This window comes from Microvirga sp. RSM25 (assembly GCF_044784385.1).
GTDB classification, from domain to species: Bacteria; Pseudomonadota; Alphaproteobacteria; order Rhizobiales; family Beijerinckiaceae; genus Microvirga; species Microvirga tunisiensis.
The window spans coordinates 620393-644802 of record NZ_CP173039.1 but is presented as its reverse complement, the minus strand read 5'-3'; the positions used below and the strand labels follow the sequence as shown (position 1 = coordinate 644802).

The window sequence follows — 24410 nt, the reverse complement described above, 5'->3', positions numbered from 1 at the left end:
GCTTTAACTAACGCTTCAGGTCGCTCAATCCAAAGGAGACCCCGATGTCGTTCACTCTGCCCGAACTGCCTTATGCCTATGATGCTCTGCAGCCCTACATGTCGAAGGAAACCCTGGAGTTTCACCACGACAAGCATCATGCGGCTTACGTCAACACCGGCAACAACCTGCTGAAAGGCACGGAATTCGAGGGCAAGAGCGTCGAGGAGGTCGTGGAAGGCTCCTACGGCAAAAACCAGGCCCTCTTCAACAATGCCGGGCAGCATTACAATCACATCCATTTCTGGCTGTGGATGAAGCCCAATGGCGGCGGCGCCCTTCCCGGCAAGCTCGAGAAGAAGATCGTCGAGGACCTCGGCTCGGTCGACAAGATGAAGGAGGACTTCATCCAGGCCGGCGTCGGCCAGTTCGGCTCCGGCTGGGCCTGGCTTGCCGTGAAGGACGGCAAGATCACCATCATGAAGACCTCGAACGGCGAGAACCCGCTCGTTCACGGCGCCCAGCCGATCCTCGGCTGCGACGTGTGGGAGCACTCCTACTACATCGACTACCGCAACCGCCGTCCCGACTACCTCAAGGCCTTCCTCGACAATCTCGTGAACTGGGAGCATGTCGAGGAGATGTACGAGAACGCGACCAAGTAAGCGAAACAGCGATACGTTAGACGGGCCTCTTCGGAGGCCCGTTTCATGTCACTCCCGTGGAGATCGGACCGTGATCGACTTCCTGTACCATTCCATTCTGATCGGAATTGGCGCGACAGCGGTTTTCGATCTGTGGGGGCTGTTTCTGAGGTATGCCTTTGGACTTCCCGGGGCAAACTGGGGCTTGGTCGGCCGTTGGTTCTGTCATCTTGCCGGCGGTACGGTGTATCACGAGGACATCGCAAAAGCCCGTCCCTTTGCATATGAACGGGCATGGGGCTGGATCGGTCATTATGCCGTCGGCATTCTCTTTGCGGCCATCCTGCTGGCTGTCGTGCCCTCCAACTGGCTCCAGCAGCCGACCCTGATACCTGCCCTCATTGTCGGCCTCGTTACGGTCGGCGCGGGCTGGTTCCTGCTTCAACCCGGCATGGGCGCAGGCATCGCTGCCTCGAGGCGGCCCAACGCGAACCGGATCAGGGCTCTCAACATCGCCGGACACATCGTGTTCGGACTGGGCCTTTACGCGAGTGCCCTTCTCATCCGCTGAGGCATCAGGAAGCCTCAGGGCGCGGGACGAGTCTCAGTCCTCGCTGCTCCAGCAAGTCGCGAAAAGCGTCGGACTTCAGATAGTTCAGCTCCTCCACCCGGCTTTCCAGCGCCGGGTCGAGGGCCCGCAGCTCGTCATCCACATAGCCCGGATGGCACATGACCAGGGGGTGTGCTCCGAGTTTCGAGAAGGCTTCCTCGAAGACTCTGGCAGCCGGAACCGAGAGATCGAGCGGGGCAAAGCCTGAAAAGCCCTTGTTCGTCCGGAAGCCCGCCGCATGGGCGCTTCGAGCAAAGCCGCGGGCAAGGGATTTGACGATCAGTGCCTTGCTGCGCCCGATGGGTCGGCGCAGGATCGCCATGGCTTTGTCCGAGGGATCGCGCAGCCACACGCGCCCGGCATAGCCCCTCGCGTTCAGAGCCTGGATCAGAGCCGGCCTGATCGCCGGCAGGACATGGACATGCTGGTGGCCGTCGACGAAGGCGGGTGCGTGGCCGAGGGCCTCCTCGAAGGCTTCGATCTGGCGGCTGATTTCCTGAGCGATTTCGCCGCCGGGCAATTGCCGTTTCAAGGCCTTCGGCAGCAGGTCCTTCAAGTCCGGAAACCTGCCCGAGGGCGCAAGCCTCGGCATCGGTCCCAAAGGTGAGCCCGCGGTGAAATTGAGGTGCAACCCGACCGCAATCCGATCACGGAGAGGCATTAGGCTCCGCGCCGCCCGGCGCCACCCTGGCATGTTGGTCATCGCCCCGGTCGCGGACAAACGGCCCATCTCCGCCAGTTCCACGATGCCCCGGCTGACCCCATCGGCAAGGCCGAAATCATCGGCACAGAGTATTACGGAACGGAAGGAACTCATGATTGTCCTTAAAATCGGCTTTGCCGCACCCTAATGCCCTTGAGCAAAGGCGCAAACTCGGCTCTTGATGCAGCCCGATAATCAAGGGTCTTTCCAGTGGCGTCGCCTCAGCTCAGCGTCATCATCCCCGTGCACAACGAGAGCGCGAACATCGCACCGCTGTGCGAGCGCCTGCTCCCCATCCTCAGCCGGATCACTTCTGTCTGGGAGGTGATCTTCATCGATGACGGAAGCCGGGACGATACCCTGGACAAGATCAAGGAGATCAGACGCGCCGAGCCTCGCATCGGCGCCGTCTCCTTCAGCCGCAATTTCGGCAAGGAAATCGCCATCGCGGCCGGGCTCGATCATGCACAGGGCGAAGCCGTGGTGATCATGGATGCGGACCTGCAGCATCCGCCGGAGATGATCGAGACCTTCGTGGAGCGTTGGCGGGACGGCTATCTCATGGTCTACGGGCAGCGCACGGACCGCTCCGACGAAACCCGCGTCAAGCGCGGCTTCGCCCATCTGTTCTATCAGCTTTTCTCCCGCTTCGGCGAAATCGGCCTGCCCGAAGGCGCAGGCGATTTCCGCCTCATCGACCGCAAGGGCGTCGAGGTGCTGCGGACCCTCGGCGAAAAGGCCCGCTTCTCGAAGGGCCTCTATGCCTGGATCGGCTTCAAGGCGACCGGTGTGCCCTTCGTGGTGGAAGAGCGCCAGTTCGGCAACTCGAAATGGAGCTTCAGGACGCTCTTCCGCTTCGCCTTCGACGGCATTGCCGCCTTCTCGACGGTGCCGCTGCGGATCTGGACCTATATCGGCTTCCTGATCTCGATCCTGTCGATCGCCACCGCCGTGTTCTTCGTGATCCGCACGCTCCTGTTCGGCACCGACCTCCCCGGCTTCCCGAGCCTGATCGTCTCGATCATGTTCTTTTCCGGCATCCAGCTCATGTCGCTCGGCGTGGTCGGCGAATATGTCGGCCGCATCTTCGCGGAGGTGAAGCGACGGCCGCTTTATGTGGTGGCGGAGCGGATCGGCGGCGCGGCGGAAGTCTCGAGTGATCTCGTTCCCGAAAACTACCGCATGCGCCGGGCCTGACAGCGATGTTCCGAAAAATCCTCTCCGTCGGCGGCTGGACGCTTGTCTCGCGCCTCACCGGCTTCATCCGCGACGTGGTGATCGCGGCCGTCATGGGCGTCGGCCCCATCGCCGATGCCTTCGTGGTCGCTTCCCGCATCCCGAACCATTTCCGGGCCATCTTCAGCGAGGGCGCCTTCAACAGCGCGTTCCTGCCCACCTATGCGAAGGTCCTGGAAACGCAGGGGGCCTCGCCGGCCCGGTCGTTTGCCAGCCGCATCAGCACACTCATGCTGATCGTGCAGGTCGTGCTCCTCGTGCTGGCGCTCTTCGCGATGCCGGTGGTGGTGACCCTGCTCGCTCCCGGCTTCTCGGAGGACCCGGCGAAATTCGATCTGGCGGTGACGCTCACCCGCATCACCTTCCCCTATCTCCTCTTCGTTACCCTGGTGACGATCCTCTCCGCCATCCTCAACGCCCATGAACGGTTTGCGGCTGCCGCCGCAGCCCCCGTCCTGCTCAACGTCTCCATCGTGGCGGCTCTCGCCGTCGCCTTCCTGTTCCCCAATGCCGGTTATGCGGCGGCCTGGGGTGTCACGGTCGCGGGCGTGCTCGAACTGCTGCTGGTCTGGGTCTCGGCCAAGCGGCTGGACATTGCACCCGAGATCGAGGCGCCGCGCCTCGACCCGGCCATGAAACACTTCTTCAAGATCCTCGGCCCGGCCGTGATCGGCTCGGCGGGCGTGCAGCTTGCCATGTTCGCCGACACGATCATCGCTTCCTTCCTGCCCACAGGGGCGGTGGCCTCGCTCTATTATGCCGACCGCATCTATCAACTGCCTCTCGGGGTGATCGGCATCGCGGCCGGCACCGTGCTCCTGCCGGAGATGAGCCGCCGGATCGCCGCGGGCGATGTTGCGGCAGCCCATGGTGCCCAGAACCGGGCGGTGGGGCTGACATTGGCCCTCGCGGCACCGTTCGTCGTGGCCTTCCTGACCATGCCGGATCTCATCATGTCGGCCCTGTTCCAACGCGGCGCCTTCGATGCGGCTGCCGCCCAGCGCTCCGGCGCGGTGCTCGCGGCCTATGCCGTCGGCCTGCCCGCCGCCGTCCTCATCCGGTCGGCCGTGGCGAGCTTCTATTCCCGCTCCGACACGGTGACGCCGCTCATCGCCTCGCTCACGGCGGTCGCCGTCAACGTGGCGCTGAAGATCGTTCTGACCGGCCCCTACGGGGTCGTCGGCCTGTCGCTCGCCACCGCCATCGGCATCTGGGTCAATCTCGGGCTCCTCGTGATCCTCGCCATGCGCCGGGACTGGATGGATCCGAGCCGTACCTTGGGCCGCACGTCGGCTGCGGTCGCCGTTGCAAGCCTGCTGCTTGCCGCCTTCGCGTGGTTTGCGCCCGTGCCTCTCGCGGAATGGACCGCCACTCTCCCCGCCTGGCGCAACGAGATCCTGCTTGCCGTTCTCGGCGCCGCCGGCGCCCTGATCTATGGCGGCGTGCTGCTGGCAGGCCTCAAGGTGCTGGGAGTTCGGCTGTCGCGGCGCTGATACCCCCAATGGTGAGAGATATTCGGGAACTTCTCGACTGAGATTCCATCCAATCGGATGTGCCGGGAATTGCCTGGCCCAGAGAGAGGATGACATCATGATCTTCCGCTTCGCTGCTGCGATTGGAATCCTGACGCTTGCCTTGCCGGCCTTGGCCGCCGATCAGGTCGAGAAGGCTCCACCGACGGGGGCCTACAAGAAGGTGAGCGAACTCGTGAAGCTGCCCGACTTCCTGCCGGGCCTCGGTCAGCTCTATGTCGATCCCAAGACCCTGCCTGCCGGGCCGTTCCTAGCCTATGACCGTGAGGGACGGCTCGTCAGCACGGTCTACATGCTCCCCATCGAGGACCTCACCAACAAAGACAAGCGCTTCGACGATCTCGCGGCCCCCGGCGGCAAGGTCGACCACGTGGACGTCTATTTCAATGCCGGGCATCCCGGCGTCGAGAAGCCCCATGCGCATGTCGTCCTGTGGCATGTGCCGAAGGCCGACGAGTCGCGGGTGGCGGCAAAATGATGCCGTCGCGGCGACATGTCCTGCGGATCGGCGGGGGTCTCCTCGCCGGTCTGGCATGGTACCGCCCGTCCCTTGCCGGCGAACCGGTCGAGATCAGGATGCAGGGCAAGGCGGACGGCTCGCATGTATGGTTCGATCCCGTCGGCCTTCACGTCCAGCCCGGCCAGACGATCCGCTGGGTCAATCGGGATCCCGGAAACTCGCATACGGCGACGGCCTATCATCCGAACAATTTTGAGCGCCCGCTGCGCATCCCCGAGGGTGCCGAGCCCTGGAACTCGGACTATCTCCTTCCCAATGAGGCCTTTTCGGTCATGCTCAGGGTGGAAGGCGTGTACGATTTCTTCTGCATTCCGCACGAGCACGCCGGGATGGTCGGGCGGATCGTCGTGGGGCATCCGGGCAGCCGTCCTTCAGGCGGGTCGGCTGCACAGGCGCTCCCGGACATCGCCTTGCAGGCGTTCCCGTCGATTGACGAGATCATGCAGCGGGGCACCGTTCGCCGAACATGAAACCGGTCCATATCACCTGGGAACGTTTGAGACGCCTGACCATCTAATGGCAAGACACGGGAGACTGCCCATGCAATCGGGGACCGCCATAACTCCGTCGTTGGACAACCTGGATGACATGGCTCTGGTCGAGCGGGCCAAGCGGCAGGATGGAGCGGCCCTCCGCCTGATCATGGAGCGCCACAACCGGCAGCTCTACCGGATCGTGCGCAGCGTTCTCGGCGACGATGCCGAGGCCGAAGATGCGGTTCAGGAGGCCTATCTTCGTGCTTTTACCCATCTGGACAGCTTCCGTGGCGAGGCGCGTCTTGCGACCTGGCTCACGCGGATCGCGCTCAACGAGGCACTGGGCCGACTTCGGAACAGGCGGCCTTCTGTCGAGCTGAAGAAAATCGACACGATCGATGACCAGGGAGAGGCCCGCGTCATCTTCCTGCCCACGGCCCGACAGGAGGGCGATCCCGAAGCCGCCGCCGCCCGTGCCGAAATCCGCCGCCTGATCGAACGAGCCATTGACCAGTTGCCCGACTCGTTCCGCATCGTCTTCGTTCTACGGGATATCGAGGAGATGAGCATCGAGGCGACGGCCTGTCAGCTCGGCCTGCGCCCGGAGACGGTGAAGACACGGCTTCACCGCGCCCGGCGCCTCCTGAGGCAAAGCCTCGACAAGACCCTCTCGACGGCACTCACCGACGCCTTTCCCTTCGCAGGAGCCCGCTGCGCGCGGATCACGCAAGTCGTTCTGGAGCGACTTGTCGAACCGACTCCGTGTTCAGTCTCCTGATGTCGTGAATGTGAACAGCTCCCGTTCCGCCGCGATGCCCCGGAGGCGGTGTCGGCCGAGGGAGCGGACGGGGACCGGGCTCACCGAGGCAACGCTGTCTGACAGGACGACGGAGCAGTCGAGACTGTTGCAGAGGGCCTCCATGCGGCTGACCTCGTTGACGGCGGGGCCGATGACCGTGAAATCGAGTCGCCCGGCCGCACCGATATTGCCGTAGAATACATCCCCGCAATGGAGCGCGATGTCGAGGTTGAGCGGCGTCTCGCCGGCACGGAGGCGGTTGACGGCGTCATTGCGTTCGAGCGCCGTTCGCGCAGCCTGTATCGCCGCCGCGCAGGCGCTCTCGCGGGAACGCTCCTCCGTGATCGGAAACGCCGCCAGGACGCCATCTCCCATGAACTTGAGCACTTCACCGCCCTGCTCCGCCACGGGATCCGCCATGGCCTCGAGATGCTGGTCGAGCCGGGCGATCAGGTCCATGCCGGCGGTGTCGGCCAGACTGGTGAAGCCGCGCAGATCCGCGAACAGGAGCGCGGCCGTCACGGTCGTGCCGAACCCGCGCCGGATCTCGCCGCTCAGGACCCGTCTTCCGGCGGAGAGCCCCACATAGGTGTCGAGCATGGCCACCGTGAGGTCGAACAGCGTCATGCGATAGGCGGCCAGGCCCAACAGGGGCAGAAGTGCATCGATCCGGGCAATCTCCTCCGCCTGGAGCCCCACGGGACGGCTACTGGAAAGGGAGATACCGATACCCCGGAGGTCCGGGGCGCTCGTGTTCTCGAAGCTGAAGAGGCGCGCCAGATAATCGGTCCCACCCTCGCGCCTGACATCGTCGAATACGTCGAACTGCCGGTCTTTCGGATCATCGACATGCCAATGGCAGCTCGTCTGGTCGGTCTGCATCATGTAGGCGAAGGGGCTCCGATCGAACGCAAGTTCATTGCGCTCATGGGAGACGCCCTCGACCATCAGGCCGGCCGAGCGGGTCCAGACATGGGTGTAGACGCGGATCGTCGGATTGACGGTCGGCAGGGCGAGATAGACCCGGACCAGCGGCATCCCTTCGGTCACCAGCCGCTCGGCGAAGCCTGAGAGCAACGAGCCGACATCCGCTCCCCGCAGGCCCTGTTCAATGATCCAGTCTTCGAGATTCGCCATGGCGGCCACTCTAGAGCATCGGGTTCAAAAGTGGACACCACTTTTGGGATCGATCCGATGTTCGAACCGGTTCACCGGCTTGCGTGGCGCGAGGCTCCGCCCGTTCCTGCGATTTCCGTCAGGAGCTTGCGGCGGGCGGCTACGGCAAAGGGGCGCATTTCATCGGCCATCTCGACAAAGGAACCAGGCCCCCCGATGACGCTCTGGCCATAGTAATCCTCCAGCGACATGCCGCCGGGCCCACCTGGACGGCCGCTGCCGGGGCGACGGATCGCGAGGGCGTTGATGGTGAAGCCCTTGGCCAGGGCATCCGCTCTCGCCTGCTCCAGCGACCGGCCGTTCATGTTCGGACCGTCGCCCGACACGTCGATGACCTTGCGCGTGCCCTCATGGGCGTTTGTCTCGACGAGGCGCACGGAAAAGTCGATGGCATTGGAGATGGAGTTGTAGCCATAGGCTCCCCGCGGCGCGCTCATGAGCTTGTCGGCGAAGACCCTCGCGCTCGCCTCGTCACGGATCACGTGCCAGTCGACGATGAGGACCTGTGAACTCGGCCCACCCCATTCCATGAAGGCGACCGCGATGGCGCCGACGGGCCCATCCGTGATGCCGGTGAGCACATCGGGGCTCGTCAGCGCATCGGCCCAGCCCTGCCGCTGAAGCCGCAACTCGGCATCGTCGATGGAGCCCGAGCCATCTGCGGCGAAAACCAGTTCCAGATCGACCGATTCCGCGGATGCCTGGGCGGTCAGGAGTCCGAGAGCGACAAGGCTTGTCAGAACAAAACGCATCGAGGGCTCCAGCGTTGAGCACAATGCTGGAGCCATTTAGGGCGCTCTGAAGGAGGGCCGTTGTTCCGAGCGATCACAAGTTTGTTGGCGGTTCCTCGCGTTGTTCCCGGCCGATGTCGGATCTTAGGCCCTTCCGTCATGGCCGGGCCTGTCCCGGCCATCCGGATCAGAAGAAGCGCCGTGCTCCTCAACACCGGGATCACCGGCACAAGGCCCGTGATGACGTGTGAGGTTACTTTTCCGGCCGACGCTTGCCGGGGATGACACGGAAATATCACCGGGCCTTCAGCAGATCCGCGACATCGAGCAGAACGAATTCGTTGTCGGGCTCGCGGCTGGAGGAGAAGGGCAGATTGTTGTCATTGCCGACAACGATGTGGCGCTCATCGACCACATCCGCAAAAGATCAAACACGGTTAACCCGACGTTTCACAATTCCTGAAATACTTTCCTGCAAGGACAAGATATTCTCATGGGGCAATCACGTGTCTTTCTCGCTGCGATCCTGGTCCATCCGGACTAAACTGTTTCTCGTCTTTGGTGTCTTGGCGCTTCTGATCGTCTCCGCAGTCGGCGGAGGTTGGTTCGGGACCCAATCGATGCATGCTTCCGTCGACAGGATCTATGCGGATCGCGTCGTGCCGCTGCGAGATCTGAAGATGGTCGCCGATCTCTACGCGGTGAACATCGTCGATACTTCCCATAAGGTGCGCAATGACAATCTAGGATGGGCCGACGCCCTGAAGGGCGTTGAAGTCGCGAAGGCGGACATCAGCAAGCACTGGTCAGCCTATAAGGCGAAAATCGATGATCCGAGCGAACTGAAATCTGCCCAGGACGCTCAGGAGCTGATGAAAAAGGCCGATGCCGCAATCGAGAAGCTCACGGAGTTTCTGAAGGCGGAAGACAAGGTCAGCCTGACATTCTTCACGATGACGGATCTCTATGCCGCTATCGATCCTGTTTCCGAAGCCATCGGCAAACTCGTGAACATCCAGCTTGAATCCGCGAAAGCGCGGGCCGACGCGGCGAACAGCCTGTTCTCGACGATCAGCATGGCGTTCATCGCAGTCGTCGCTTTGAGCGCGATCGCTCTTGTGTTTGCAGGTTGGTGGGTCCTTGCGGGCGTCTCCCGTCCATTGACACGCATCACGGGCCAAATGCAGGATCTCGCGGGCGGCAACCTGGCGGTCCACGTCACGGATGCTCACAAGGGCGACGAGATCGGCATGCTCGCGAGGGTCCTCCAAGTGTTCAAGGATGCGTTGATTGCCAAGAAAGAGGCAGACGCCGCTACCGCTCAGGATGCAGATGCCCGCATGCGCCGCGCCGAGGTGCTCGACCAACTCACGAAGCGCTTCGATGCCACCGTGTCGGCCCTGACGCAGGGCCTGTCCTCGGCCGCCACCGAAATGGAAGCCACCGCGCAGACCATGACGACGGGCGTTGAGCAGGCTGCTGATCAGCTGGTCACCGTCTCGTCGGCGGCCCAGCAGACCTCGGCCAACGTGCAGACGGTGGCGGCCGCCACCGAGGAGTTGTCGATCTCGATCCGCGAGATCGCGAGCCAAGTGGCGCAATCCTCGCAAGTGGCGGAACGGGCGGTGGCCGGCACCCGACGCACCAGCGCCACGGTGCAGGAGCTTGCCGCCAGCGCCGAGAAGATCGGCAATGTGGTGCAGCTGATCAACACCATCGCGGGCCAGACCAACCTCTTGGCGCTCAACGCCACCATCGAGGCGGCACGCGCCGGCGAGGCCGGCAAGGGCTTTGCCGTGGTAGCTTCGGAGGTGAAAGACTTAGCCACCCAGACGGCCAAGGCGACGGAGGAGATCTCGGCTCAGATCGGCTCGGTGCAGCAGGCGACGCAGCAGACCGTGGCGGCGATCCAGGAGATCGCCCGCACGATCACCGAGATGAGCCAGATCTCGACCTCGATCGCGGCCGCCATGGAGGAGCAGGGCGCGGCCACCGCCGAGATCGCCCGCAACGTGCAGGAGGCGGCACGGGGAACCGAGCAGGTGACCGGCAATATCGTCGGTGTACAGCAGGCGGCCCAGGAAAACGGCGCTGCAGCTTCTCAAGTGCTGGGCGTGGCCCAGGAGCTCGCCCGTCACTCCGAAGACCTCGGCCACGAGGTCTCGACCTTCCTGCACGGCGTCAAGGCTGCCTGAATTTCAAAGCAACGCCGCTCAAACAAGATGGGCGCGAGAGGCTATCAAAAGCCTCTCGCGCCCATTGTCTTTTACGCAGGTGGTCTCGCCCCGGCGTGGCCTCAGGCGGCCTTGAGGATCCCCTTGTCATGGGCGAAGGCCCAGTAGAGCTCGCGCGCCCGGCGATAGAACGGGCCCGGCTGAAGATCGCGGCTGTCGATGCGCAGCACCGGCATCACCTTGGAATAGTTGCCGGAGATGAAGATCTCGTCGGCATTGGCGAAATCCTCGTAGCGCAGCGTTCCCTCGACCACCTCGGCGCCGTCGTCGCGCAGAAGCTGGATCACGCGCTGGCGGGTGATGCCGTTCAGGAACGTGCCATTCGGATACGGCGTATAGACCACGCCGCCCTTGGCCATGAACACATTGGACGTACCGGTCTCGGCCACGTTGCCGAGCGCATCGCAGACAAGCGCGTTGTCGAAACCCTTCTCCTTCGCTTCGCGAAGCACGCGGGCATTGTTGGGATAGAGCGCTCCGGCCTTCGCGTCGGTCGGCATGGATTCGAGGGTCGGACGGCGGAAGCTCGATTTCATGACCGAGAGCCCGCCCGGCACCGGCATCGGCGCCTCGAACAGCGAGAGGCAGAACTGGGTCGATTCCGGATCCGGCGCGATCGTGGCCAAGCCCTCGGCCTCGCCCCAATACATGGGCTTCACGTAGAGCGCCGTGCCCGGAGCGAACTTCTTCACGCCCTCGCGAACGAGATCGAGCATGGTCCCGACGTCCATGGTGGGCTTGAGGCCGATGGTGGGGGCTGAGCGGTTCACGCGTTCGCAATGGCGCTCGAGATCGGGCGCGACGCCCTCGAATATGCGTGCGCCATCGAACACGGACGAGCCGAGCCAGGAGACATGGGAGCGCGGCCCGATCAGGGGCGGATTGCCCTCATGCCATGCGCCGTTGAACCAGTTCCAGGTCTGCGAATGCCAAGCCACTTGTCTCAATCCTCTCAGGTCGGAAAGCCTGCCGCATCGAATCCCCTATGGGCCTACCCGTCAATCGTTCCTTCGGCCATTGGGACATAAAGACTTGTGATGGAATTCATGAGGAGGGCTGATCATTGGTCGGATTGCCATTGATCGCCACCAGTGAGAACCTTGCCGGATGCCCTCCTCAGCCATCATCCCTGCCCATGCCAAGGCGGTCATCTTCGACGCCTATGGCACGTTGTTCGACGTGCACTCGGCCGTCGCCCGCCACATGGCCGAAGTCGGACCGGACGCGGCGCGCTTCTCCGAGATCTGGCGCGCGAAGCAGCTCGAATATTCCTGGGTGTTGTCGCTCGCCAGCCGCTACGAGCCCTTCTGGACCTTGACCGAGAAGGCACTCGACTATGCTTTTGCCCGGTTTCCGCAGATCGATCGTTCGGTCAGACCGCTCCTGCTGGAGGCTTATCGCACACTGGATGCCTACCCGGAGGTCCGGCCCACATTGAGCGCCCTGCGGGTACAAGGCTTGAGAACGGGTATCCTTTCGAACGGCGATCCGGGCATGCTGAACGCGGCGGTCGCATCGGCAGGTCTGGCCGACGATTTCGATGCAATCCTGTCGGTCGACTCGGCACAGGTGTTCAAGACGAGCCCCCGCACTTATGAACTCGTACTTCAGGCGTTGCCCGTCGCCCCAAACGAAGTTGTCTTCGTCTCCTCGAACCGCTGGGACATCGCAGGCGCCGCCGCATTCGGCTTCACGCCCGTCTGGGTGAACCGGCTTGGGCTGCCGGAGGAGTACTCGGACCTCCCGCCCCAGGCGGTGGTGTCGTCGCTTGGTGAGCTTGTTTAGAACGTCGTCATGGCTGGGCCTGCCCCGACCATCCCGATCAGAAGGGCTTGCGCTCTACCGAAGCGAGATCACCGGCACAAGGCCGGTGATGACGTGTGCGGAGCACCGAACGTAAAACAATTCACTTCGCCAGAGCCGCCAGGATCCGCGCCCAGGAGCGCGTGCCTTTGTGGAAGCTCTTGAGGTCGTATTTCTCGTTCGGCGAATGGATGCGGTCGTCGTCGAGACCGAAGCCGACGAAGAGGGTGTCGAGGCCAAGCGTCCGCTTGAAATCGCCGCCGACCGGGATCGAGCCGCCCATGCCGATGACGATCGGATCCTTCTTCCATTCGTCGTGCAGCGCCGATTTCGCGGCGGTGATCGCCGGGAAATCGTGCGGAAGCGCCAAAGCGCGCGAGCCCTTGTGCTTGATGAATTCTACCGAGCAATCGGCGGGAATGCGCTCGCGCACGAAGGCCTGGAAATTCTCGGAGATCTTCGCCGGATCCTGATCGCCCACGAGACGGAAGGAGACCTTGCAGCGGGCTTCGGCCGCAATGACCGTCTTGGTGCCCTCGCCGGTATAGCCACCGATGATGCCGTTCACGTCGCAGGTGGGGCGTGACTGGATCTGCTCGATGAGCATGCGTCCCTTCTCGCCGGCGGAATGCTTCAGGCCGATCTGGCCGAGGAACTCCTCCTCGGTGAGATTGAGACCCTTCCATTGATCGAGGACCTGCGTCGGCGTTTCGGGCACGCCCTCGTAGAAATCCGCAATCGTGATCCGACCATCGTCGTCGTGAATGGCCGCGATGATCTTCGAGAGCACATGGATCGGATTGCGAGCCGCGCCGCCGAAGGCGCCCGAATGCAGATCGCGGTCCGCGCAGCGCACGATCACTTCCTCATAGACCATGCCCCGCAAGGAAGACGTGATGGCAGGCGTATCCTGGTCCCACATGCCGGTGTCGCAGACGAGGGCGACATCGGCCTTCAACTCGTCCTTGTTGGCAACGATGAATTCGGGCAGGAACTTGGAGCCATCCTCTTCCGCGCCCTCGACAAGGAAGGTGATGTCGATCGGCAGCGAACCCGTCGCGGCCTTCCAGGCGCGGCAGGCCTCGACGAAGGTCATCACCTGCCCCTTGTCGTCAGCAGAGCCGCGGGCGCTGATGGCCTTACGGCCGTCGGCAAGCGTGATGATGCGCGGCTCGAAGGGCGGCGTTTCCCAGAGTTCGAGCGGATCGACCGGCTGCACGTCGTAATGCCCGTAGAAGAGCACATGCAGCTTCGCCTCGCCGTCGGCATGGCCAAGCACCACCGGATGCCCGCCCGTCTCGCGCAGGGAGGCCTCGACGCCGATGCTCTTCAGCTCCTCGACCAGCCATTGCCCGGCAATGCGGCAATGATCCTTGTAGGCTGGATCGGTGGAGATGGATGGCACTTTCAGCCACTGGAACAGCCGCTCCAAAGAAGCGTCGAGATCGGTATCGATGCGCTGAAGAACTTGATCGAGATGGGACATGGAAGAATGCAACTCACTGGGGACAAGCTGCCGATTCCATGCTCCCGATCCTGGCTTATTGCAAGGCCTCTGCGGATTTCAACGCTACGGGTTGCAGGCTGCCACCGGGGCACAGCAAGGCGCCAAGCCGGGCCTGGACGGCGCGGTACGAAGCCAAATGCACCCCGTCCCGCATCGTGCCGGGCTGAGCCGTGCTTCCGTCCCGTTCGCGAGCGGAGTCGTAGGGATCGACATATTCGCATCCCTCGCGGGCGCACAGCTTGCGGAGCTCCTCCGAATAAGCCGCGACGGCCGGAATCTCGAAACCGTCCCTGAAGGAGCTGATCGGTGGAACGGCCGTGACGATCACGCGAGGCGCCAATTTCCGGAAGGTCGCGACGATTTGCGAAACGTCGCGTTCATAAGCGCGCTGCGATGACGGTGCTAGCGGATCCCTTTTCCGGGTCAGGTTGTTCGTGCCGATAGTCAACACGATCGCCTCCGGACGAGACCGGAACTCGAGCCTCGGCGCGAAGTCCCGGTAGAGATCGGATTTTGCGCCGCTTATCCCGCCGTTCACCATCTCGCGGCCGCACAGGCGGTAGGTTTCGTTGAACAGCTCGGCGTGTGAATCACCTGCGAGAAAGATGAAACCCTTCCGGGCCTCGTCGAGATGGGCGTTGATCAGCGGCAGGCGCTCCTCCGCATAAGTTTCGGAATTGAGCCTCCTCATCTGCTTCGTTCCGGCCCAGAATGCCAACCCACCGCAGAGGGCAAGGACCCCAAGAGAAACCGCGACCAAGCCAAGGGGGCTTCCGGCCAAGCGGGTCCGAGGGAAGGAGTGGAAAAAACTGAAGGACATCAGAGGGTCGGAATGGGTTCACGCAGATACGCCTGCCACTTCCTTACATAATTACACTGCAAAACCCAATATTCACTTACCGCGTTTCTCCTTGATTAAGAGATGTTGTGACATTTTTACCTTACCGCCGCAGGAGACCGCCCAGGGTTCCGCGCACGATGGCGCGGCCGATGGAGCTGCCCTGGCGACCACCGATGGTTTTGCCGATCTCGGCCGCCAGGCCGCCCACCGTCTGGTTGACGATCGTGCGGGTGACCTCACGCGTCACCCGCTGCGTCGCGGTCATCGATCCCTTGCGCTGGCCCGTCGTGCCGAAGAGCCCGCCGAGCATATCCAGAATGCCGCCTCCGCCTTCGGCCGCCTTGGCTTCGGCCGCCGCCTGCTCGGCGCGCTTGGCGAGCATCTCATAGGCGGATTCCGGATCGACCAGCTGGTCGTATTTGCCCCTCATGGGGCTCGAAGCCATGATCTGCTGGCGCTCCGTGAGTTCGATCGGCCCGACCTGCGCCATGGGCGGCGCGATCAGCGTACGCTCCACCATGGACGGCGCCCCCTTCCCTTCCAGGGTCGAGACCAGGGCCTCGCCGACGCCGAGTTCGGTGATGGCCTTCTCCGTATCGAAGGCCGGGTTCTGGCGGAAAGTTTGCGCCGCCACGCGCACCGCCTTCTGCTCGCGCGGGGTATAGGCGCGAAGCGCGTGCTGCACCCGGTTGCCGAGCTGCGCGAGCACGCTCTCGGGCACATCGACCGGGTTCTGCGTGATGAAATAAACGCCGATGCCTTTCGAACGAATGAGGCGAACTACGCGCTCCACCGTATCGACGAGCGCCTTCGGCGCATCGTTGAAGAGAAGATGGGCCTCGTCGAAGAAGAAGACGAGCTTGGGCTGATCGACATCGCCGACTTCCGGCAGTTCCTCGAACAGTTCGGACATCAGCCACAGAAGGAAGGTGGCGTAGAGGCGCGGATTGCTCATGAGCTTGTCCGCCGCCAGAATGTTGACGACGCCGCGCCCGTCGCGATCCGTGCGCATCAGGTCCTTGATGTCGAGCGCCGGTGCGCCGAGGAATTCATCGCCCTGCTGGTTTTCCAGGACAAGAAGCTGCCGCTGGATGGTGCCGATGGTCGCCTTCGACACATTTCCGTAAGTGGTGGTGAGCTCGCTGGCATTGTCGGAGATGAGCTGCAGGAGAGCACGCAGATCCTTCAAGTCGAGCAGCAGTAGCCCCTGCTCGTCGGCGATGCGGAACGCGATGTTGAGCACGCCTTCCTGCGTATCGTTGAGGTCGAGAAGACGGGAGAGAAGCAACGGCCCCATCTCGGAGATGGTTGCCCGCACGCGATGCCCCTGCTCGCCGAACAGGTCCCAGAACACCACCGGAAATTTGTCCGGCACGTATTCGATGCCGATCTCCTTGGCCCGTTTGACCAGGGGCTCCTTGCCGTTGCCGGGGGCGGCCATGCCGGAGAGATCGCCCTTGATGTCGGCGGCGAAGACCGGCACGCCCGCGTTGGAAAACCCTTCCGCCAGCACCTGGAGCGAGACGGTCTTGCCCGTGCCCGTGGCGCCCGTCACCAGGCCGTGGCGGTTGGCAAGCCTCAGATCCAGATATTCCGGCTTGGTGCCTTTGCCGATGAAGATCTTCCCGTCCTCGAGCATCGTGTCTCTCCAGAATCCAGAGCATCGGGCCCAAAAGCGGATCGCACTTTTGGCATCAGTCCGATGCTTCCTTCTTAATGTGCCCATCGTTAAAGCGGAAACCCGGATCCACTTTTCCGCACGATGCGCTAAGGATCTTAGATGCCTTGTGGCGAGTTTCCACTCTCGGATTTCTTGATTTAACGGTTTAGTTGTGAACTATCGGCCTAGTTCCAGTCTCAGGAGAATCAGATGGAAGAACTCATCGCCCGCGTGACGCAGACGACCGGCCTCGAGCAGGCAACCGCCCGGAAGGCCATCGGCATCATTCTGGGCTACCTCCAGAATGAGGGACCGCAGAACGAGGTCAACCAGCTGATTGCAGCCCTGCCGGGTGCCGAGGAAGCCATCGAGCAGTCCAAGACCGGCGCCAGCGGCGGCCTCATGGGCATGGTGGGCTCCATGGGAGGCGGGGTGATGGCGCTCGGCGGCCAGCTCATGGGCGCCGGCGTCTCCATGGGTCAGATGCAGCCCCTCGGCAAGGAACTCTTCGCCTATGGCCGCGAGAAGGCCGGCGAAGACGTGATGGGCCCCATCGTCGGCTCGATCCCCGGCCTGTCGCAGTTCGTTTAAGTGACCAAAATCGTCGTCACCGGCCTTGTCCCGGTGATGACGTTGGATCGAAGCGCTGCGCATTTCCGCATCGGGATGGTCGGGACAGGCCCGGCCAAGACGTGGTGGGTGTGAGGTCGGGCGCGGGAATGATGTGTGTCACAGAGCCAGCACCTGCGGCCCAGGGCTCGAAAGCCCTGGGCTTGAGACGATCGAGGGTGGCGCGAAGGGCAGCCCGGCTCGATGGGTATGGTGGAATGGAAGAGCCGGAGTGCCTCTTCGCGCACGGCTTCCTAAGAAACAGCGCCCGTGGAAGCGTCAACAGCGACCTCCTGCAGCACAAAGCCGAAGGCCTTGGCGCGGCGGTGCAGATTATCAATCACCCGCTTCCGATATCGCTCCTCGTAATAGGACGCTCCCGGATCAGCGTAATCCATGCCGTGGCGCAGGGCGTTGTAGAACAGCACCGCTATCTTGCGGGCGGTTGCGGTGACAGCTTTGGCCTTGCCGATCCGCGTCGACAGGCGCCGGTAAAAGGCGCCCAGCGCCGTCTCCGTCTTGCCAATTGTCACTGCCGCCAGCCGCAGAAGTGCCGCCGCCCGACTGCCTGACCGGCGCGTCCGGGAGGACAGCACCTTGCCACCGGAGATCTTATTGCCGGGCGCGAGGCAGAGCCAGGAGGTGAAGTGTTTGGCGCTGGGCCAAGCCGTCAGATCCGTCCCGCACTCGGCAACCAGTTTGAGCGCCAAGGAAGGCCCAAGACCATGAATCTGGGTCAAGTCCTGGCCCAGAACCGCATAGAGCGCGCGGCGAAGGTCGAAGCCCGGCTCATTGACTTGGCGGCTCATGCGCCGGCGAGGCGCCGGCAAGGAAGCGGGATCAGGCCCATGGGTGCTTAGCGCCTTGAGGACGGCCTCGATCCTCTGATCGCACGCCGCCACCTTGTGCTGATAGGTGTCATAAAGGGCCAGCGCCTGTTCGAGCGCGAACAGATGCTCGGCGCGATAATGACCCGTCAGCGCCTTCTCGATCGTCTCAAGGCTGGAGTGACACCGGATGTCCCGTAGGCTCGCCAGGACGCCGGGATCACGTTCCCCGCCCAGAATAGCGTGGATGATGCGCATCCCTGTGGCGCCGGTGATGTCGCTGACCACGTGATGAAGCTGCAGGTTCATCTCGGTCAGCGCCTTCTGCATGTGCTGGATGTGCGAGGCGGCATATTCGAGCAGGCGCTCGCGCTGGCGCAGATACGCGCGCAACTCCGCAATCTCGGCTTTGGGTTGGAAACTGGCGCGCAGCAGGCCATAAGCATGGAGCCGCTGGAGCCATTGGGCATCCTTCACATCCGTCTTGCGCCCGGGCACCTGCTTGGCGTCGCGCGCATTGACCAGAAGCACCTCGAGGCCGCGATCCTGCAGGATCTCAAAGACCGGGATCCAGTAAACGCCGGTCGATTCCATGACGACGCTGGTGACGCCACAAACCTCGAACCAGTCGGCCAACTGGTGCAGGTCGGCGGTAAAGGTCCCGAAGCTGCGCACGGGTTCGTCTGTCCGGTCAGGCCCCACGGCCGCCATGTGCATCGTGGCCCCGACATCAATGGCTGCGGCATGGGGATGAACCAGCGGCAGGCTCCGCCGCTCTTTGCCTGCTTCTCGTTTGCGTCTCATCGGCTCCTCCTTGGGGTGGGAGGGGCTGGACTGCGCCAAAGGTCAACTTCCTAACCGGGATCGCTCTGGGGCGTCACCACTCTCAAGCGCGCAACAGTCCATGGACCATGTTTTTTAACGGGGTCACGCGCCACCAATAAGCCAACGGCCGCTCCCCTCCGGCACCAGTCTACCAGCAAGCTGTTTCTGACCCCACAGGCGGACCCAGTCCGCGACGGTTTTTTAGGCGGACAGGAGAGGCAAGCTCAGTCAACCGCCGCAGGCGTGGTCCGTCTGCTCGACGGGGGCCTGCGACCGATCCCGACTACCCGCCCACATCCTGGGCCTCCCGTCGACAGGGGTGCGAACCCTGCCACGGGACCGTGCCTGCTTCCGCACTGCGACGCCTCGCGAGCGCGCCCCTCTCAGAAGCAGATCTGCGCAATGATATAGCTCAGCTTACCCCCGCCGTCAAGAACAAAGTGAGAACATAACATCTCACCCCGTCATCACCGGCCTCGTCCTGGCCATCCCGATCCGTCAAGCGCAGCGCCTCACCGCATCGGGACGGCCGGGATTGATCCAGGGATCAATCCCGGGACGGTCATGACGACGGAGGAATGACGGCACGCCCGCGCAATCCCGTCCTTTGGGGCATTCCCACCGTCTCCCCATCCCGGTATTGTCCGGCGCAATTGAGCAGCCCTCTCCCGGACGAGAACACCCATGGACGATCTCTCCCTCGCCGCCGATTTCCCGCAAGCCACCCGCGAGCAATGGCTCAAGCTGGTCGAGGGCGTGCTGAAGGGCGCGGACTTTCAGAAGAAGCTCGTCTCCCGCAGCCATGACGGCATCGCCATCCAGCCGCTCTATCCGAAGGCGAAAGGGTCCGCGCCGATTGCGCGCGAGCAGGCCGGCCGCTGGCGGGTGTCGCAGCGGGTCGACCATCCCGATCCGCAAAAGGCCAACGAACTCGCCCTGCTCGATCTCGAGGGCGGCGCGGATGCGCTGACGCTCGTGACCCACCGGGCTCCCGCCGCCCGGGGCTTCGGCGTGCGGATCGACAGTCTCGACGATCTCGACCGGGCATTGACGGGCGTGATGCTCGACCTCATCCACCTGCGCGTCGATGCAGGGGGTCATGGCCGCCAGATGGCGGCGCTGGTGCTGGCGCTGGCCGAACGGCGCGGCCACCAACTCTCCGACCTCTCCCTCGATCTCGGCCTCGACCCCATCGGCGCCATGGCCGCGCAAGGGCGGATGTCCGCCTCGTGGGACGCCGTGGCCCAGCGCATGGGCGACACGCTGAGCCACCTGGCCGCTCAAGGCTTTGGCGGCCGCGCCTTCCTGGCGGATGGCAGGGTCTATCACGAGGCCGGCGCCAGCGAAGCGCAGGAGCTTGCTGTCGTGCTCGCAACAGGCCTCGGCACCCTGCGCGCTCTCGAAGTGCGGGGTCATTCCCTCGATGCTGCGCGCCGGGCGATCTCGTTCCTGCTCGTGGCCGACGCGGACGAATTCCTCACCGTGGCGAAGCTACGCGCGCTACGGCGCCTGTGGGCGCGGGTGGAGCAGGCCTGCGGCCTGGAGCCGAAGCCGATCCGCCTGCATGCGGAAACGGCCTGGCGCATGACCACCCGGCGCGACCCGTGGGTGAACATGCTGCGCACCACTGTGGCGGTCTTCTCCGCCGGCATCGGCGGAGCGGATGCCATCACGGTGCTTCCCCTCACGGCGGCCCTCGGTCTGCCCGACGCCTTCGCCCGCAGGATCGCGCGCAACACTCAAGCGATCCTGCTGGATGAATCGAACCTGTTCCGCGTGGCCGATCCGGCGGCAGGGGCCGGCGGGTTCGAGGCACTGACCGATGCCCTCTGCGAAAAGGCCTGGACGCTGTTCCAGGAGATCGAGCGCGAGGGCGGCATCCTGGAGAGCCTGAAAAGCGGCACGCTTCAGGCTCGCATCGCCGCCGTGCGGGCACAGCGAGAGAAGGCCGTCGCCACCCGCAAGGAGCCGATCACCGGCACGAGCGAGTTCCCGAACATCAATGAGGCGGATGTAAGTGTGCTCCTGCCGATGCCAACGGCCGAGAAGAGCACGGCTTCCTCATCATCTCCCTCATCTCTGGCCTCTGCGGAAACCTCGTTTGCCTCCCTCGTCCAGATGGCGGGACAAGGCGCAAACCTGCCCCAACTCGCCGGCACGGCCTCCGGCCCCTCGCCGGTCTCCGTCGCTCCGCTGCCCTCCATTCGGACGGCCGAGCCCTTCGAGCGCCTGCGCGATCGCGCCGATGCCTATCGGACCAAGACCGGAGAACGCCCCAAGGTCTTCCTCGCCAATCTCGGTCCGATCTCGGCCTTCACGGCCCGCGCCACATTCGCCAAGAATTTCTTCGAGGCGGGCGGAATTGAAGCCGTCATGAACGATGGCTTTTCAGACAACGACAAGCTCCGACAAGCCTATATCGAAAGCAAAGCCAAACTGTCCTGCATCTGCTCGACGGATGAAATTTATGAAAAGCATGCTCTCGATGCCGCAGAAACCCTGCGTTCGGCCGGATCGCCGCTCATCTCCCTCGCGGGGCGACCGGGTGAGCGTGAAGAGCAGCTGACCCGCACCGGTATCACCACGTTCATCTATGCCGGGTGCGACACTCTCGAGGTACTGAGCCGGGCTCTCGACGAGGCCTGCGCCTGAGGCTTTGGGCCTCCTCTCGGTCCTTTGGCCGCTGGACAGCCCAGAGGCGTTTCAGCGACGCTTGATCCGTCCTCGTCCATCGATGCTCCACAAGCCGCCGCATCCACCGATGCCGCGGCTTTTTCGTGGCTCACGCAATGCTGAAAAGCCATGCAGGAACCCGCCCGAAAACCTCACGTTGGTTCAGCCCATCCCTCGATGTTTCGGAGCGTTCCATGGGTGTGATGTCCTGGCTTGGCGCGGCAACCCTGACGGCCATCCTCCTTGCGCCCCAAGCTCATGCGCAGGCCAACCGGTTCGACGGCAACTGGAGCGTGGAAGTCGTCACGGAGAAAGGCGCCTGCGACCGGGCCTATCGCTATGCAGTCGTCGTCCAGAACGGCCGCGCCCGCTATGGCGGACCGGAAAACTTCAACGTGAACGGCCAGGTGAGTTCGAATGGCTCCGTGTCCGCCAGCATCTCGCGCGGCCAGGACCGGGCCAACGTCTCCGGCCGCCTGTCGGGCAATACCGGCCGAGGCACGTGGTCGACCTTGGGCGGACGGGTCTGTTCGGGTTATTGGAACGCGGAGAAGCGGGGGTGATGCCCCCATGTCATGGCCGGGCGTGTCCCGGCCATCCCGACTCTGTGGGGCGCGGCGCTTCAGATGATCGGGATCACCGGCACAAGGCCGGTGATGACAAGGTCGAGCATCAGGCCCGCCTTCTCCGACCATGCGCCGATAGCATCCCGGTGCCCGATGCCCTAAAATGAAGCCGTTCACATTGTTTCATCCGTCAGGAGCACCCGTTCCAAGGCCATGACCAGCATCCCGGACTTTTCGAGCGTCGCTTTCGCCGACGCTCCCCTGGCATCCTCCTCGCAAGCCGCCTCCGAGCCGTGGCTGACGCCGGAGGGCATTGCGGTCAAGGCAGCCTATGGCTCCGAGGAGCGCGTCGGGCTGGATTTCCTCGACACCTATCCGGGCATCGCGCCATTCCTGCGGGGTCCCTACCCCACCATGTACGTCAATCAGCCCTGGACCGTGCGCCAATATGCCGGGTTCTCCACGGCTGAGGATTCCAACGCCTTCTACCGCCGCAACCTTGCGGCCGGGCAGAAGGGTCTCTCGGTCGCCTTCGACCTCGCCACCCATCGCGGCTACGATTCCGATCATCCGCGCGTGTCGGGCGACGTGGGCATGGCGGGTGTCGCCATCGATTCCATCTACGACATGCGCACCCTGTTCGCCGGCATCCCGCTCGACCAGATGAGCGTGTCGATGACCATGAACGGCGCCGTGCTGCCGATCCTGGCGCTCTACATCGTCGCGGCCGAGGAACAGGGCGTGCCGCCGCACAAGCTCTCGGGCACGATCCAGAACGACATCCTCAAGGAATTCATGGTGCGCAACACCTACATCTACCCGCCGAAAGGGTCGATGCGCATCATCTCGGACATCTTCGCCTACACCTCGGCGAACATGCCGAAATTCAACTCGATCTCGATCTCCGGCTATCACATGCAGGAGGCGGGCGCGACGCAGGATCTGGAACTCGCCTATACGCTGGCCGACGGCGTCGAGTACATCCGCGCCGGCATCGCGGCGGGTCTCACCATCGACCAGTTCGCGCCGCGCCTGTCCTTCTTCTGGGCGGTGGGCATGAACTTCTTCATGGAAGTGGCCAAGATGCGCGCCGCGCGCCTCATCTGGGCCAAGCTCGTGAAGGGGTTCAACCCGCAATCCGAGAAGTCGCTGCCGCTGCGCACGCACTCCCAGACCTCGGGCTGGTCGCTGACCGCGCAGGACGTGTTCAACAACGTGGTACGCACCTGCGTCGAAGCGATGGCGGCAACGCAAGGCCACACGCAGTCGCTGCACACCAATGCCCTTGACGAGGCATTGGCACTGCCGACCGATTTTTCGGCACGTATTGCACGCAACACGCAGCTCTTCTTGGCACAGGAGAGCGGCACCACGCGCATCATCGATCCGTGGGGCGGCTCGTACTACGTGGAGCGGCTGACCTATGAACTGGCGCAGAAAGCCTGGGCTCACATCCAGGAGGTCGAGAGCCTCGGGGGCATGGCCAAGGCCATCGAGGCGGGCATTCCGAAGCTGAAGATCGAGGAAGCCGCAGCCCGCACGCAGGCCCGCATCGATTCCGGCCATCAGAAGATCGTCGGCGTGAACGCGTTCCGCACCACGGATGAAGCCGTGATCGACATCCTGAAAGTGGACAACGCCGCCGTGCGCGCCAGCCAGATCGAGAAGCTCAGGCGCCTGAAAGCCGAGCGCAGCCAGGCCGATGTGGATGCAGCGCTTTCCGCCCTGTCGCAGGCGGCATCCGGCGAGGGCAACCTGCTCGACCTCGCCGTGCAGGCGGCGCGCGCCAAGGCGACGGTGGGCGAGATTTCCGATGCGCTGGAAAAGGTCTGGGGCCGTCACCGCGCCGAGATCAGGGCGATCTCGGGCGTCTACAAACGGGAGGTCGGCATGGCTTCACCAGCCGTGGAGAAGGTCCGCCAACTGGTGGAGCAGTTCGAGCACGACGACGGCCGGCGGCCGCGCATTCTCGTCGCCAAGATGGGCCAGGACGGGCACGATCGCGGCCAGAAGGTGATCGCCTCAGCGTTCGCCGATCTCGGCTTCGACGTGGATATCGGCCCGCTCTTCGCCACGCCGGCGGAAGCGGCCCGTCAGGCGATCGAGAACGACGTGCACATCATCGGCGTGTCGTCGCTGGCGGCAGGCCATCTGACGCTGGTTCCGGAGCTGAAAAGCGAGCTGGCGAAGTTTGGCCGCGACGACATCATGATCGTGGTCGGCGGCGTGATCCCGCCGCAGGATTTCGACGCGCTCACCGAAGCCGGCGCCTCGGCGATCTTCCCGCCCGGCACCGTGATCGCCGATGCGGCCGTGAACCTGATCGACGATCTCAACCGGCGTCTGGGATACGGGCCGAAACAGGCGGCGGAATAGCGACGGCGCTCGGAGGCTGGTTCATGAATCGTCAGCCTCATCCTAAGGGTCCGTCTCATCATGCGCTCCCCTCTCCGTCATGG

21 protein-coding genes are annotated in these 24410 nt (G+C 63.7%); 13 read left to right on the top strand and 8 right to left on the bottom strand.

Annotation, left to right across the window (positions count from 1 at the left end; genetic code table 11):
* Positions 1–44: 44 nt before the first annotated feature.
* Together ACD578_RS02985 and ACD578_RS02980 are read left to right on the top strand one after the other, a co-directional pair.
* A complete protein-coding gene (locus ACD578_RS02985; protein ID WP_404290731.1) occupies positions 45–644 on the top strand; it encodes a superoxide dismutase in 600 nt (199 codons plus the stop codon).
* Positions 645–714: 70 nt separating this feature from the next.
* Positions 715–1194 carry a DUF2938 domain-containing protein gene (locus tag ACD578_RS02980; RefSeq protein WP_404290729.1) on the top strand — a complete coding sequence of 160 codons (480 nt, stop codon included), beginning with the start codon at positions 715–717 and terminating at the stop codon, positions 1192–1194.
* A gap of 4 nt (positions 1195–1198) precedes the next feature.
* Here the strand turns inward: ACD578_RS02980 and ACD578_RS02975 are convergent, their stop codons facing one another.
* On the bottom strand, positions 1199–2050 hold the full coding sequence (locus ACD578_RS02975) for a ChbG/HpnK family deacetylase (protein WP_404290727.1): 852 nt from the start codon (positions 2048–2050) through the stop codon (positions 1199–1201).
* Between the two features lie 96 nt (positions 2051–2146).
* Here ACD578_RS02975 and ACD578_RS02970 point away from each other — a divergent pair, with 96 nt between their 5' ends.
* From ACD578_RS02970 to ACD578_RS02950, 5 genes are all read left to right on the top strand, one after another.
* The gene (locus ACD578_RS02970) at positions 2147–3133 is read left to right on the top strand and encodes a glycosyltransferase (protein WP_162003269.1); all 987 of its coding nucleotides are present in this window, start codon (positions 2147–2149) and stop codon (positions 3131–3133) included.
* A 5-nt stretch (positions 3134–3138) separates the two neighbouring features.
* Positions 3139–4665, top strand: a complete 1527-nt coding sequence (gene murJ / locus ACD578_RS02965; RefSeq protein ID WP_404290725.1) for a murein biosynthesis integral membrane protein MurJ — start codon at positions 3139–3141, stop codon at positions 4663–4665.
* A gap of 97 nt (positions 4666–4762) precedes the next feature.
* Positions 4763–5182: a DUF5602 domain-containing protein gene (locus tag ACD578_RS02960; protein WP_404290723.1), complete on the top strand. Its 420-nt coding sequence runs from the start codon at positions 4763–4765 to the stop codon at positions 5180–5182.
* On the top strand, positions 5179–5694 hold the full coding sequence (locus ACD578_RS02955) for a plastocyanin/azurin family copper-binding protein (RefSeq protein ID WP_162866294.1): 516 nt from the start codon (positions 5179–5181) through the stop codon (positions 5692–5694). The genes ACD578_RS02960 and ACD578_RS02955 overlap by 4 nt, the downstream gene beginning before the upstream one ends.
* 70 nt (positions 5695–5764) lie before the next feature.
* Positions 5765–6478: an RNA polymerase sigma factor gene (locus ACD578_RS02950; RefSeq protein ID WP_404290721.1), complete on the top strand. Its 714-nt coding sequence runs from the start codon at positions 5765–5767 to the stop codon at positions 6476–6478.
* On the opposite strand, the gene ACD578_RS02945 is transcribed toward ACD578_RS02950, so the two are convergent.
* Positions 6467–7636: an adenylate/guanylate cyclase domain-containing protein gene (locus ACD578_RS02945; protein ID WP_404290719.1), complete on the bottom strand. Its 1170-nt coding sequence runs from the start codon at positions 7634–7636 to the stop codon at positions 6467–6469. The two genes, ACD578_RS02950 and ACD578_RS02945, sit on opposite strands and share 12 nt — an antisense overlap.
* A gap of 71 nt (positions 7637–7707) precedes the next feature.
* A complete protein-coding gene (locus tag ACD578_RS02940) occupies positions 7708–8427 on the bottom strand; it encodes a DUF1194 domain-containing protein (protein ID WP_404290717.1) in 720 nt (239 codons plus the stop codon).
* A gap of 374 nt (positions 8428–8801) precedes the next feature.
* Between ACD578_RS02940 and ACD578_RS02935 the strand changes: the two genes are divergently transcribed.
* The gene (locus tag ACD578_RS02935) at positions 8802–10601 is read left to right on the top strand and encodes a methyl-accepting chemotaxis protein (RefSeq protein ID WP_404293673.1); all 1800 of its coding nucleotides are present in this window, start codon (positions 8802–8804) and stop codon (positions 10599–10601) included.
* 101 nt (positions 10602–10702) lie between these two features.
* On the opposite strand, the gene ACD578_RS02930 is transcribed toward ACD578_RS02935, so the two are convergent.
* Positions 10703–11578 carry a branched-chain amino acid aminotransferase gene (locus tag ACD578_RS02930; RefSeq protein WP_404290715.1) on the bottom strand — a complete coding sequence of 292 codons (876 nt, stop codon included), beginning with the start codon at positions 11576–11578 and terminating at the stop codon, positions 10703–10705.
* Between the two features lie 169 nt (positions 11579–11747).
* Here ACD578_RS02930 and ACD578_RS02925 point away from each other — a divergent pair, with 169 nt between their 5' ends.
* Positions 11748–12425, top strand: a complete 678-nt coding sequence (locus tag ACD578_RS02925) for a haloacid dehalogenase type II (protein ID WP_404290713.1) — start codon at positions 11748–11750, stop codon at positions 12423–12425.
* A gap of 121 nt (positions 12426–12546) precedes the next feature.
* Here ACD578_RS02925 and ACD578_RS02920 read toward each other — a convergent pair whose 3' ends face one another.
* From ACD578_RS02920 to ACD578_RS02910, 3 genes are all read right to left on the bottom strand, one after another.
* A complete protein-coding gene (locus tag ACD578_RS02920; RefSeq protein WP_404290711.1) occupies positions 12547–13929 on the bottom strand; it encodes a M20/M25/M40 family metallo-hydrolase in 1383 nt (460 codons plus the stop codon).
* 55 nt (positions 13930–13984) lie between these two features.
* Positions 13985–14641, bottom strand: a complete 657-nt coding sequence (locus ACD578_RS02915; RefSeq protein WP_404290709.1) for an SGNH/GDSL hydrolase family protein — start codon at positions 14639–14641, stop codon at positions 13985–13987.
* A gap of 250 nt (positions 14642–14891) precedes the next feature.
* Positions 14892–16430: a helicase HerA-like domain-containing protein gene (locus tag ACD578_RS02910; RefSeq protein WP_404290707.1), complete on the bottom strand. Its 1539-nt coding sequence runs from the start codon at positions 16428–16430 to the stop codon at positions 14892–14894.
* Positions 16431–16661: 231 nt separating this feature from the next.
* Between ACD578_RS02910 and ACD578_RS02905 the strand changes: the two genes are divergently transcribed.
* A complete protein-coding gene (locus tag ACD578_RS02905) occupies positions 16662–17042 on the top strand; it encodes a DUF2267 domain-containing protein (protein ID WP_404290705.1) in 381 nt (126 codons plus the stop codon).
* Positions 17043–17314: 272 nt separating this feature from the next.
* On the opposite strand, the gene ACD578_RS02900 is transcribed toward ACD578_RS02905, so the two are convergent.
* On the bottom strand, positions 17315–18691 hold the full coding sequence (locus tag ACD578_RS02900; protein WP_404290703.1) for an IS110 family transposase: 1377 nt from the start codon (positions 18689–18691) through the stop codon (positions 17315–17317).
* A 705-nt stretch (positions 18692–19396) separates the two neighbouring features.
* Between ACD578_RS02900 and ACD578_RS02895 the strand changes: the two genes are divergently transcribed.
* From ACD578_RS02895 to scpA, 3 genes are all read left to right on the top strand, one after another.
* Positions 19397–21364 (top strand): methylmalonyl-CoA mutase family protein, encoded by a 1968-nt coding sequence (locus tag ACD578_RS02895; RefSeq protein ID WP_404290701.1) that lies wholly within the window; start codon positions 19397–19399, stop codon positions 21362–21364.
* Between the two features lie 215 nt (positions 21365–21579).
* Positions 21580–21948 carry a hypothetical protein gene (locus ACD578_RS02890; protein ID WP_404290699.1) on the top strand — a complete coding sequence of 123 codons (369 nt, stop codon included), beginning with the start codon at positions 21580–21582 and terminating at the stop codon, positions 21946–21948.
* 216 nt (positions 21949–22164) lie between these two features.
* Entirely contained in the window at positions 22165–24327 is a 2163-nt protein-coding gene (gene scpA, locus ACD578_RS02885; RefSeq protein ID WP_404290697.1) for a methylmalonyl-CoA mutase, read from the top strand.
* The last annotated feature ends 83 nt before the right edge of the window (positions 24328–24410 follow it).

Bases quoted from the DNA above. Each gene is read 5' to 3' on its own strand.
- ACD578_RS02950 (WP_404290721.1), top strand. From the start codon at position 5,765: ATGCAATCGGGGACCGCCATAACTCCGTCGTTGGACAACCTGGATGAC.
- ACD578_RS02900 (WP_404290703.1), bottom strand. From the start codon at position 18,691: ATGAGACGCAAACGAGAAGCAGGCAAAGAGCGGCGGAGCCTGCCGCTG.
- ACD578_RS02920 (WP_404290711.1), bottom strand. From the start codon at position 13,929: ATGTCCCATCTCGATCAAGTTCTTCAGCGCATCGATACCGATCTCGAC.
- ACD578_RS02945 (WP_404290719.1), bottom strand. From the start codon at position 7,636: ATGGCGAATCTCGAAGACTGGATCATTGAACAGGGCCTGCGGGGAGCG.
- ACD578_RS02905 (WP_404290705.1), top strand. From the start codon at position 16,662: ATGGAAGAACTCATCGCCCGCGTGACGCAGACGACCGGCCTCGAGCAG.
- ACD578_RS02925 (WP_404290713.1), top strand. From the start codon at position 11,748: ATGCCCTCCTCAGCCATCATCCCTGCCCATGCCAAGGCGGTCATCTTC.
- ACD578_RS02915 (WP_404290709.1), bottom strand. From the start codon at position 14,641: ATGAGGAGGCTCAATTCCGAAACTTATGCGGAGGAGCGCCTGCCGCTG.
- ACD578_RS02940 (WP_404290717.1), bottom strand. From the start codon at position 8,427: ATGCGTTTTGTTCTGACAAGCCTTGTCGCTCTCGGACTCCTGACCGCC.
- ACD578_RS02975 (WP_404290727.1), bottom strand. From the start codon at position 2,050: ATGAGTTCCTTCCGTTCCGTAATACTCTGTGCCGATGATTTCGGCCTT.
- ACD578_RS02895 (WP_404290701.1), top strand. From the start codon at position 19,397: ATGGACGATCTCTCCCTCGCCGCCGATTTCCCGCAAGCCACCCGCGAG.
- ACD578_RS02985 (WP_404290731.1), top strand. From the start codon at position 45: ATGTCGTTCACTCTGCCCGAACTGCCTTATGCCTATGATGCTCTGCAG.
- ACD578_RS02890 (WP_404290699.1), top strand. From the start codon at position 21,580: ATGGGTGTGATGTCCTGGCTTGGCGCGGCAACCCTGACGGCCATCCTC.
- scpA (WP_404290697.1), top strand. From the start codon at position 22,165: ATGACCAGCATCCCGGACTTTTCGAGCGTCGCTTTCGCCGACGCTCCC.
- ACD578_RS02955 (WP_162866294.1), top strand. From the start codon at position 5,179: ATGATGCCGTCGCGGCGACATGTCCTGCGGATCGGCGGGGGTCTCCTC.
- ACD578_RS02960 (WP_404290723.1), top strand. From the start codon at position 4,763: ATGATCTTCCGCTTCGCTGCTGCGATTGGAATCCTGACGCTTGCCTTG.
- ACD578_RS02935 (WP_404293673.1), top strand. From the start codon at position 8,802: ATGTGGCGCTCATCGACCACATCCGCAAAAGATCAAACACGGTTAACC.
- murJ (WP_404290725.1), top strand. From the start codon at position 3,139: ATGTTCCGAAAAATCCTCTCCGTCGGCGGCTGGACGCTTGTCTCGCGC.
- ACD578_RS02910 (WP_404290707.1), bottom strand. From the start codon at position 16,430: ATGCTCGAGGACGGGAAGATCTTCATCGGCAAAGGCACCAAGCCGGAA.